At 33.7% G+C, this 10011-nt stretch carries 12 protein-coding genes; 10 read left to right on the forward strand and 2 right to left on the reverse strand.

From position 1 onward, the window contains the following. The first annotated feature begins 161 nt into the window (after positions 1-161). From Q0L29_RS02345 to Q0L29_RS02380, 9 genes are all read left to right on the forward strand, one after another. Positions 162-905 (forward strand): DUF2071 domain-containing protein, encoded by a 744-nt coding sequence (locus Q0L29_RS02345; protein ID WP_296618733.1) that lies wholly within the window; start codon positions 162-164, stop codon positions 903-905. A gap of 7 nt (positions 906-912) precedes the next feature. Beyond that, a complete protein-coding gene (locus tag Q0L29_RS02350) occupies positions 913-1569 on the forward strand; it encodes a hypothetical protein (protein ID WP_296618735.1) in 657 nt (218 codons plus the stop codon). 341 nt (positions 1570-1910) lie between these two features. After that, the gene (locus Q0L29_RS02355; protein WP_296618737.1) at positions 1911-2651 is read left to right on the forward strand and encodes a LytTR family DNA-binding domain-containing protein; all 741 of its coding nucleotides are present in this window, start codon (positions 1911-1913) and stop codon (positions 2649-2651) included. A 152-nt stretch (positions 2652-2803) separates the two neighbouring features. Beyond that, positions 2804-3466: a CPBP family intramembrane glutamic endopeptidase gene (locus tag Q0L29_RS02360; RefSeq protein WP_296618738.1), complete on the forward strand. Its 663-nt coding sequence runs from the start codon at positions 2804-2806 to the stop codon at positions 3464-3466. 351 nt (positions 3467-3817) lie between these two features. After that, positions 3818-4342, forward strand: a complete 525-nt coding sequence (locus Q0L29_RS02365) for an RDD family protein (protein ID WP_296618740.1) — start codon at positions 3818-3820, stop codon at positions 4340-4342. A gap of 353 nt (positions 4343-4695) precedes the next feature. Further along, on the forward strand, positions 4696-5592 hold the full coding sequence (locus tag Q0L29_RS02370; protein ID WP_296618741.1) for a transporter: 897 nt from the start codon (positions 4696-4698) through the stop codon (positions 5590-5592). A gap of 215 nt (positions 5593-5807) precedes the next feature. After that, the gene (locus tag Q0L29_RS17535) at positions 5808-6032 is read left to right on the forward strand and encodes a PLDc N-terminal domain-containing protein (protein WP_367275742.1); all 225 of its coding nucleotides are present in this window, start codon (positions 5808-5810) and stop codon (positions 6030-6032) included. Positions 6033-6074: 42 nt separating this feature from the next. Then, a complete protein-coding gene (locus Q0L29_RS02375; RefSeq protein WP_296618743.1) occupies positions 6075-6596 on the forward strand; it encodes a GNAT family N-acetyltransferase in 522 nt (173 codons plus the stop codon). 36 nt (positions 6597-6632) lie between these two features. Continuing rightward, a complete protein-coding gene (locus Q0L29_RS02380) occupies positions 6633-7028 on the forward strand; it encodes a hypothetical protein (protein ID WP_296618744.1) in 396 nt (131 codons plus the stop codon). Here the strand turns inward: Q0L29_RS02380 and Q0L29_RS02385 are convergent. Continuing rightward, positions 7025-7162 carry a hypothetical protein gene (locus tag Q0L29_RS02385; RefSeq protein ID WP_296618746.1) on the reverse strand — a complete coding sequence of 46 codons (138 nt, stop codon included), beginning with the start codon at positions 7160-7162 and terminating at the stop codon, positions 7025-7027. The genes Q0L29_RS02380 and Q0L29_RS02385 overlap by 4 nt on opposite strands. A 168-nt stretch (positions 7163-7330) precedes the next feature. Here Q0L29_RS02385 and Q0L29_RS02390 point away from each other — a divergent pair, with 168 nt between their 5' ends. Continuing rightward, the gene (locus tag Q0L29_RS02390) at positions 7331-8455 is read left to right on the forward strand and encodes a Fic family protein (protein WP_296618747.1); all 1125 of its coding nucleotides are present in this window, start codon (positions 7331-7333) and stop codon (positions 8453-8455) included. Positions 8456-8460: 5 nt separating this feature from the next. Here Q0L29_RS02390 and Q0L29_RS02395 read toward each other — a convergent pair whose 3' ends face one another. Continuing rightward, positions 8461-9624 carry an AIR synthase-related protein gene (locus tag Q0L29_RS02395; RefSeq protein WP_296618748.1) on the reverse strand — a complete coding sequence of 388 codons (1164 nt, stop codon included), beginning with the start codon at positions 9622-9624 and terminating at the stop codon, positions 8461-8463. Positions 9625-10011: the final 387 nt, after the last annotated feature.

Here is a 10011-nt window from a genome sequence, read left to right on the forward strand (position 1 = left end):
CAATGCCCATAATCCCATCGGCTCAGTCCAACAACGTTTTATTCATCATTCTTACTGCTCTTAAATCACATTATCAGGAATGGGAGTTTAATCTTTTTTTATTTACTTTTAGAGAACGATGAATAAAACGCTATAATGTTATAGCCAATTAGAAAAACGAAATGACCATTAAAGAAATATTAAACACAACAGAACACAGACCTTGGAAAATGTCGAGTGAAAGTTGGAAGTATTATCAGGAATGGAATAATGCGATATTTCTTCATTGGCAAGTGGAATTAACCGAATTGAAAAAATTTGTACCGAAAGAATTAGAAATTGACCTTTTTGATGGCAAACCTTGGGTTTCTGTTGTTGCTTTTACAATGGAGAAAATTAGACCAAAGCACCTCCCTTCCTTTTCTCCAGTATCAGATTTTGACGAAATCAATATTCGAACATACGTAAAGTCTAATAATAAAACGGGAGTTTATTTTTTAAGCATTGAAGGCGGAACTAATTTGTCTTGTAAAATCGCAAAGCGAATTTCTGAACTTCCATACCGATATTCAAAGATTAAACGGGCTGAAAACAAATACGAATCTCATAATTCAAAATTCAACGACAAATTGAAAATCAAGTTTGTAATTGAAAAGGAAATTAAAGAAAAAACTGAATTCGACAAATGGCTAACTGAAAGATATGCACTTTTTCAAGACACCGACAATTCTATTAACGAATTTGAAATCCACCATTTAGAATGGTCAATTAATCAAATTGAAATAAAGGAAATTGAGATTGAATATCCCAGATTTAGGAATATGCTAAACAACCTTCCAACTAGAACACACTATTCAAAAGGAGTACAAGTAATCGCTTGGGACAAGAAAAAAACTAATAAAACAGCACTTATTACGAATTTGTAAATATGATATGAAGACAATTTCAACATTTATTTTATCAGTATTAATTATTAGCAACATTTTTGCTTCAACAGAAAGCGATTTCATCCAAGCTCACATTAATGAGTTCTATTATTTGGATAAAACAGTTCAAGAATTTGAAGGCAAACTACTCAATATAGAAAATAAGGACACAGCTCTTAAATGCATTGACAATTATTCACTTGCAATCGAAAAATCCTTGTCAACATACTCTAAATATAAGACTTCTGACAACCAACTAATTTCAGAAGTGTCAACGGATTTGACTAAAATGTTAACTGACATAATGAATAATAATTATCAACTATTAGGAAAGTTGGTTAAATCCAAACTAAGTAAAAAGGAATTGCAAATGGAATGCAAATCCTTAGTTGAAAAGAATAAGTTTATATCAGGATTTTTACGAGATGTTTCTATTGGTATTTGTATGACAACAGTAAAGGAAAGACCTAAAAAGGCCAGTGATAAGGAACAATTTTCAAAATTAGCTGAACAAGAACGAGATGAAATAAATACGCTGTTGATTGAAAAGTATGGAGAAAGCATAAAATCAATGAAAAAGGAAAATGCAGATACACCATTTGAATATTCCTGCGTTGCTATTTATGAGTTCTTAAATATGAAATGGGAATTTGAAAAAGAATAAAAAAAGGCTATAACATCATATAAAAATTATAGGGCGTCAACGGGTTAGGAGAGTTTTGTGGTTATCTGAAATCCCACAAAATCGCTTTGGCGATTTTTGAAAAGAAAAGGAAGTTAAGAAATCGCAATGCGATTTTGCTCAATAGTAAACTGCAAATTGTATCTTTACTTACCGCCCTACGAATTCTTATATGGGCGTTGGCAACAACCGAGAAACTGACCTCTGATCTAAAGAAAATTACATGAATACTACAACTAAAAGTAATCATCTAATTTTTTGGAGCAGTTTCCTACACTGAATAAGTTTGAGGTAGTAAAATTTCAAAATGATGAGTAGCTGAAATGAATAAACTGAATCCATCCATCAGATACCACTTACTTGTGGGCTTACTCTTCGCCCTATGGGGTTTTCTTTTCATGTTTTTTATGAGGCCCTTTACTGATGAAACAACAGGTTTCCTTTTTTGGATCAGATCCAGCATTGGATTCAACATTATCGCTTTCTTAGGATATGTGCTCATAGCTGTTATCCAAAAGGCAATCTATGATAAAATGCAGAAGTGGTCATTTGGCTTTGAAGTCAGCACACTCTTATTTTTTTACATCCTTCATACGACAGGTACATTTGCACTGTACAAGAGTCCACTCATCAGTGGGGGCTATAATTTTCTTCAATGGAACACTGAAATCATGATGAAAGCGGCAATTGTAAATCTTACTGCTCTAGCGATTGCCAGAAGCTACCTCATCAAACTAATCCCAACTAAGGAAGATATCCTGACCATGAAGGGAGATAACAAACTAGATATCTTAAAAATAAAGAAGGCGGAATTGATCTGTGTGTCCAATGCGCAGAACTACGTTGAGATTTTTTACACTCAAAATAATAATCTTCATTCCAAACTCATTCGTACCTCTTTAAAAAACCTGAAAGAGGAATTTGATTTCCTTATTCAAGTACACCGCTCACACCTTATCAACCCCTCTCATTTCAAGTCTTGGAAAGACTCAAACACCATTTACCTGACCGAAATGGAGCTTCCCGTTTCCAAAACTTTCAATAAGGAACTTCTGTCTGCATAGTTTTTTGTACCTGAAACCGGGGCTTTCGTACCAGTCGGTTTTACGCTAAAATATTTATACCTAAAAATAGCGCTTTCGTACCTAAACACTCTAAAAATGCAAATAAAGGAAGTTTTCGATTTACTTTTGTTTCAGAACGAAAAACAAAATAAATGAACAAAATCACCTTACGACAAACATTAGTTCCATTAATTACCATAGCAATCATCTGCTTTATATGGTTTGGACCCGTACGTATAAGTTACGTAGAAAACATCATTATTTCTATATTAATCATTATAGCTAATTATGTAGAATATAAAGGAAAACCGTTTTCAGCACTTGGGTTTCAACGTGAAAAATTCACAGTCAAAAACATCTTAGTACTTGCTCCATTAGTTGCATTAGGCCTCTTTGTTTTTTATGTCTTCGCATTGGTTCCTGGAATTACAAAACTCACAGGAGTTCCTATCGATTATTCAAGTTTTGATCAATTGAGAGGAAATCTTCCAGCCTGTTTAATTGCATTATTGTTAGTATGGGCAACTTCGGGGTTTGGAGAAGAAATTATCTTTCGTGGTTATTTTATGCGACAAGTTGTAAAATTCTTTGGAGAAAGCAAAGTCAGTATTATGCTTAATATTGTTCTACTTGCTTGTTTTTTTGGCTTTATGCATAGTCATCAAGGAATTACAGGGCAACTTGTTGCAGGTATTGTCGGAGGACTCTTAGCCTTGATCTTCTACTTGCGTAAATACGATTTGTGGTTTGTTGTAGCTGTACATGGTTTTTTTGATACTATTGCCATAATTTGTATTTATTTTGGTTTGGCGTAACGATATCACGTAATAACTCTTAAACCTTGAACGTACCCAACAAATTGTGTTTTTATGTACTATAGTTCTGTTTTGTAAATGAATCAAATCTATAGCTATGCGTGATCTTATTTGCAGCAACAAGCGTGGTGCTTTGAAATGCTGAATAAAGTTCCTTTGAATAACCCATCCCTTTATTTAGAACTAAGTTGAATGGTAAAAAGCAGTTGCCAACGCGAGGCTAAAAACAATGGCTGTTTTGTGGGTAATTGAATATTTCTTGTTTTTTGCTATCTTTATCTAAGGCTGATAGTGCGGTGCTTTTAACCCGCCACAGTTTTTTAGCCAAAACGTTAGTTTTCATTCACTCACATGAGAAACATCAGAACTCAACCAAATATTGCAAGAAGAGCTTTAGCAACGATTATTGATTATGGTATTTATCTTGCCTTTTGGTTTTGGTATATTTTCCAATTCGGAAGTCCAAAAGATGAAGGTGGATACAGTGTTAGCGGATGGTCTGGCTTTATTCTTTTTCTAACTTGGTTTATCTACTTTCCATTAGTTGAATCATTTAAAGGACAGACGATTGGACATATGATTGTTCAACTAAAAGTAGTGACTGTGAATGGAAATCCCATTTCTTTTGGACGGTCTCTGAAAAGGAGGATTCTTGATGGCTTAGAACTCTTTATAACTTTTGGAATCGTTGCATTTATAACTGTAAAGAACTCCGAAAGAAATCAGAGAGTTGGTGACATCTGGGCGAAAACAATTGTAGTAGGTGGAGAATCAGTAATTTGCAAACATTGTCATGCAAAATTAACATTATCAGCTAAAGAGACAATTATAGGCTCCTTCGACTGCCCTGAATGCGGAAATAAAAACGAAAACTAACATTCTGTATAAATCATGGCGAGACAGTGGGCAACGAAACCGGGGCTCTTTGTAGAAAGCCCGTCAATCCGCAGGATTGACTTACTGTATAGAAATAATTTAGTATGCAATCCTGCGGAATGCCTAGTTAGAAAAGTGTAAACTATGTCCCTTTAACTTTGTAAACCATCTGCCTTACCACGCATATTCTTTGGTTTTCTCTTCTGATCCTGCCCTTCTAACGGATGTCAGTCGTGATATGTCTCTTTCTGAAAATTTGTTGAGTTGGTACAACTTTACTATTTTTATTGTTATTATTAACCAAGTTTTGGACATCTACTGCTTAGCTGGGCGTCAACAGTCAAAAAATTCATATGCGACTCTTCTTTTTACTTATATTAATTACACCTCTAATTAAGGTAAATGCACAGATTGAATCAACTATTGAGATATTTGATATCACAACTAACGAAAGAACTGTAGTTGTAAAAGAAAATTATTATTTGGAAGCTCCGAATTGGAGTAAAGACGGAAAATACCTTGTATATAATTCTGAAGGAAACCTATTTAAACTTGATCTAGCCACCAAAGAGAAGAAGATCATTTTTACTGATTTCGCAGATAAGATAAACAATGATCATGGAATTTCGCCAGATGGCTCACTTTTAGTTATTAGCCATTTTGATCAACCTAATACAAGTGATATTAATTGGGAAACTTCTAAAATATATATACTCCCTATAACGGGGGGTAGTCCTAAATTAATCCCTACCGAAGGGCCCTCCTTCTGGCATGGGTGGTCTCCTGATGGAGAAACATTGGCCTTTGTTGGGGCACGGAATGGCGATTTAGATATTTATTCTATTGACATCAAAGGCGGTAAAGAGAGAAGACTAACCTCAGCAGATGGCCTAGATGATGGGCCTGATTACTCCCATGATGGTAAATATATTTATTACAATAGCTTTCAATCTGGTAAAATGGAAATCTGGAGAATGAATGCAGATGGAAGTAATCATATGCAATTAACTGATGATAAATATTCCAATTGGTTTCCTCATCCTTCACCAGAAGGAAATGGATTTGTTTATCTTGCTTACCTGGAAGATCAAGGTAGCAATCATCCTGCAATGAAAAAGGTGGCTTTAAGATATTATAATTTAGAAGACAAGAGTATTAGAACTTTATGTGAATTTACTGGAGGCCAAGGTACCATCAATGTTCCCTCATGGTCACCTAGCGGAGATAAGTTTGCTTTTGTGTCCTACTAATATATTGAATAAGATGGGCAACTATTTGTTTACATTCCATCACAGATAATTAAATATCTTGTAATTGGAATACTGATTTATAAAGAAATTAGATCTCAACCCAAGAGTAGTCAGGTATAGTGTTTCTTTATAGCTTCTTATACAAATCCACAAAAACCTTAGAAAAGCAGATCGTTATCCTTAAATTTATATCAATTCTAATTTAAATGAATTTTATGCTAAATACTATATTATTGTTTATAGGAGGAATAAGTGGATTAGGAATCATTTTTCTTCTATTCCTCCCTCTTTTATTAATTATTTGGGCTATTGTTGATTTAACAAAAAGCAATTTTAAAGATGATACCAGTAAGATCATCTGGGCAATCTTTATCATTTTTATGCCTTTTTTAGGGGCGGTGGCTTATTTGATATTCGGGCGAACACAAAAAATTAGTTAAACCTAGCTTAAAAGGTGTATTACCTATTGAAAGGTCTTGAAAATGAAAAGCTTGATAATAAAGAAAGTAAGCCTTAAGGATATAGCTGACTTACAAAAAATCAGCAGAAAGACCTTCTTTGAAACCTATGCTGTCGGAAATACAGAGGAGGACATGCTCAGGTATTTAAACCAAGAGTTTACTTCTGAGAAACTAATAGCAGAATTAAATGATCCTAATTCTGAATTTTATTTTGCCATTCTTGAAGGTGAAATTATTGGATATTTAAAGGTTAATTTCGGTCAATCCCAAACCGATATCAAAGATGATAAATCACTTGAGATACAGAGGATTTATGTTCTAAAGGAGTTTCAAGGAAAGAAAATTGGCGAATCTCTTTATCAGAAAGCTATAGAAATAGCAAATCAAAAGAAATTGGATTACCTATGGTTAGGTGTATGGGAAGAAAACCCAAATGCTATTCAGTTTTATGAGAAAATTGGTTTTAAAGCTTTTGATAAGCATACTTTTAAGCTAGGAGAAGATATACAGACGGATATTATGATGAAACAGGATTTAACCTAAAGTTAGCAAAGTATATTTTGATGAAACTTAAAGAAGATGATCAATAAATACCTTTCTTCTCCTTCCAAAATATTCTTAGTGGACGGATTAGGAGCATTTTTTACAGCATTAATTATAGGAATTGTATTTACTAATTTTCAGGAATACATAGGAATGCCAATAGAAATTTTAATTTCATTAGCTTTAATGGCAGTGATATTTTGCCTTTATTCTTTGAGCTGTTTTTTCTTTCTCAAAGGAAATTGGAAGCCATTTTTAAAAACCATTGCCATCGCCAATTTATTGTACTGTATACTTACTACAGTGCTCATCATTTTATTATTTCATCAACTCACCGTTTTAGGACTTATTTATTTTATTGGAGAAATAATAGTAATTGGAGTCTTAGTTTACTTTGAGTTTTCGATTTTAAATAGAATTGAAACTTCTTAATAAACAAACTCCCCATGCTCACTCTTTACCGTTACCTGCTTTTGTTCTGAAGCCTCTACTCTTCCAATAATTTGAGCATCAATATCAAATGATTTAGAGATGTCAATTATCTTTTGTGCATCCTTTTCTTCCACATATAACTTTATTTTATGTCTTTGAGCTCGATAAGGAGATTACTTTATAATTTATTTAAATAAGTCGCATCCTTAATTAAATAAATCATTAAATTCTTTATTAGTAGTGATCAATATTTAAAATATTTTCGATTATCTTAATTAAGAACTATATTTGGTTAAAGAATCATGAAAAATTTTAAATCAGGAGTTTTTATAAATCAAGGCACTTTTAAAAGTTTCCAACCAGAGAAGTTAGTTAGGAATTGGGCTTTAGAAGACATAGAGATTATTAATTTGCTAAGCAAAGCTGATAGGCAACTTGGCAGGTTGGATATGTATTCTGAATATGTACCCAATATTGACTTATTCATTAGCATGCATGTTTTAAAAGAAGCTACTCAATCGAGTAAGATTGAGGGTACAAAAACAAATATGGAAGAAGCATTACTAGATAAGTCAGATGTAGCTGAAGAAAAAAGAGATGACTGGGAGGAAGTTCAGAACTATATTGAAGCACTTAATTCAGCAATAAAAAAATTAGATGAACTTCCTTTTTCATCCAGACTTATTAGACAAACGCATGAAATAATGCTTCAGGGGGTAAGGGGAAAACATAAAATCCCAGGAGATTTCAGAATAAGTCAAAACTGGATTGGAGGTGCTTCCATTGCAGATGCATCTTTCATTCCTCCCATTCATAATGACATAGCTGAGCTTATGGCTGATTTAGAGAAATTTGCCCATAATGAAGAAATTAAATTACCCGATCTGCTGAAAATTGCGCTTATCCATTACCAATTTGAAACTATACACCCATTTTTAGATGGAAATGGTAGGGTTGGGCGCTTAATGATTACACTTTATTTAGTTGAGAAAGGAATTCTTAAGAAACCTATTTTATATTTATCGGACTTTTTCGAGAGAAATAGAGAACTCTACTATTCTAATTTGATGAAAGTGAGATTATACAATGATATAAATCAATGGATAAAATTTTTTTTAGTAGGGGTCATTGAAACGGCAAAGAGTAGTATTGAAACATTTGACAAGATTCTTAAACTTCAAAAAGAGGTGGATGAAAAACTTCAAAAATTAGGTAGTAGAACTAATAATGCAAGAGATGTGGTTTCTTATCTGTATCAGAAACCATTAATTGATGCAAGTAAGGTGAAAGAGATAGTTGGTATATCGTTACCCTCAGCCTACACACTTATTGCCGAATTGGAGAAACAGAAAATAATTGAAGAAGTTACTGGAGCAAAAAGGGGAAAACAATATTGGTTTACGGATTACATTAATATTTTTAAGTAAGCCTTCTAATAAACAAACTCCCCATGTTCGCTCTTAACAGTCACTTGCTTTTTTTCTGAAGCTTCCACTCTTCCAATAACTTGAGCATCAATATTAAATGATTTAGAGATGTCAATTATCTTTTGAGCATCCTTTTCTTCCACATAAAGCTCCATTCTATGTCCCATATTGAAAACTTTATACATTTCCTTCCAGTCTGTTCGGGATTCTTCTTGTATCATTCTGAATAGAGGAGGGGTTGGGAATAAATTATCTTTGATGATATGCAGTTTTTCAACGAAATGAAGCACTTTCGTTTGGGCTCCACCACTGCAGTGCACCATTCCGGCTACTTTGCCCGGTAATTCTTCCAAAACTTTCTTGATGACCGGGGCATAAGTTCGGGTAGGGGATAATACAAGTTTTCCAGCATCTAAATCTACGCGATCTACCTTATCAGTTAATTTTTTTGAGCCTGTATAAATTAAGCTGTCTGGAACAGAAGGGTCAAAACTTTCAGGATATTTCGCCATTAATTCCTTACTGAATACATCATGTCGTGCAGAAGTAAGTCCATTACTTCCCATTCCACCATTGTATTCATCTTCATAAGTAGCCTGCCCATAAGAAGCTAAACCAACCACTACATGTCCAGCTTTGATATTATCATTGGAAATCACTTCCGATCTTTTCATGCGAGCGGTAACGGTACTGTCTACAATAATGGTTCTCACTAAATCTCCAACATCTGCAGTTTCACCTCCAGTACTGATGATATTTACACCATTATTCCGCAGCATTTGCAAAACGTCTTCTGTGCCATTAATAATAGCTGAAATCACTTCGCCCGGAATCAAGTTTTTATTTCTTCCAATAGTGGAGGAGAGTAATATATTATCAGTACAACCCACACAAAGCAAATCATCAATATTCATGATGATGGCATCTTGGGCAATGCCTTTCCAAACAGAAAGATCTCCTGTTTCTTTCCAATACATATAAGCCAATGACGATTTTGTTCCAGCCCCATCCGCATGCATAATGGTGCAATACTCCTCGTCCCCTGTTAAATGATCAGGCACAATTTTGCAGAAAGCTTGGGGGAAAAGTCCTTTGTCAAGATTTTTGATGGCATTATGAACATCTTCTTTGGAGGCAGAAACCCCACGTTGGTTATATCTATCAGACATGATTCTATATTTTGTTCAAAATTAAGGGGATTGAGTAAAGGAAACTAATAGAAGGAGTAGTTTTTCGAAATCGGTAGAAATATTATTGAATCTTTATAAACCAAATTTGAATTTAGCTTTTAAATAAAATTAATTCTTTTCAGTTGGATTTTATTTAAACCCCAAGCTTTGAATTCTTCTAGTTTTAGAATCTTCTAGGTTGATTCATAAGAATTATAAACCATGATCGATTATAAATCTGTTATTTACTAATAACCTGAGTTCGACTCTAATTTGTAAATTCAGATTTTCATATAATTCAATAGACAAGGCGTCTTTGAGAAGATATAGCGGGCTATATCGAGGGAAGATAACGCAGTATATTGGATTATATGGAAAAGCTTTTCC

The sequence above is a fragment of the Marivirga sp. genome, assembly GCF_024636815.1.
Taxonomy (GTDB): Bacteria; Bacteroidota; Bacteroidia; order Cytophagales; family Cyclobacteriaceae; genus Marivirga.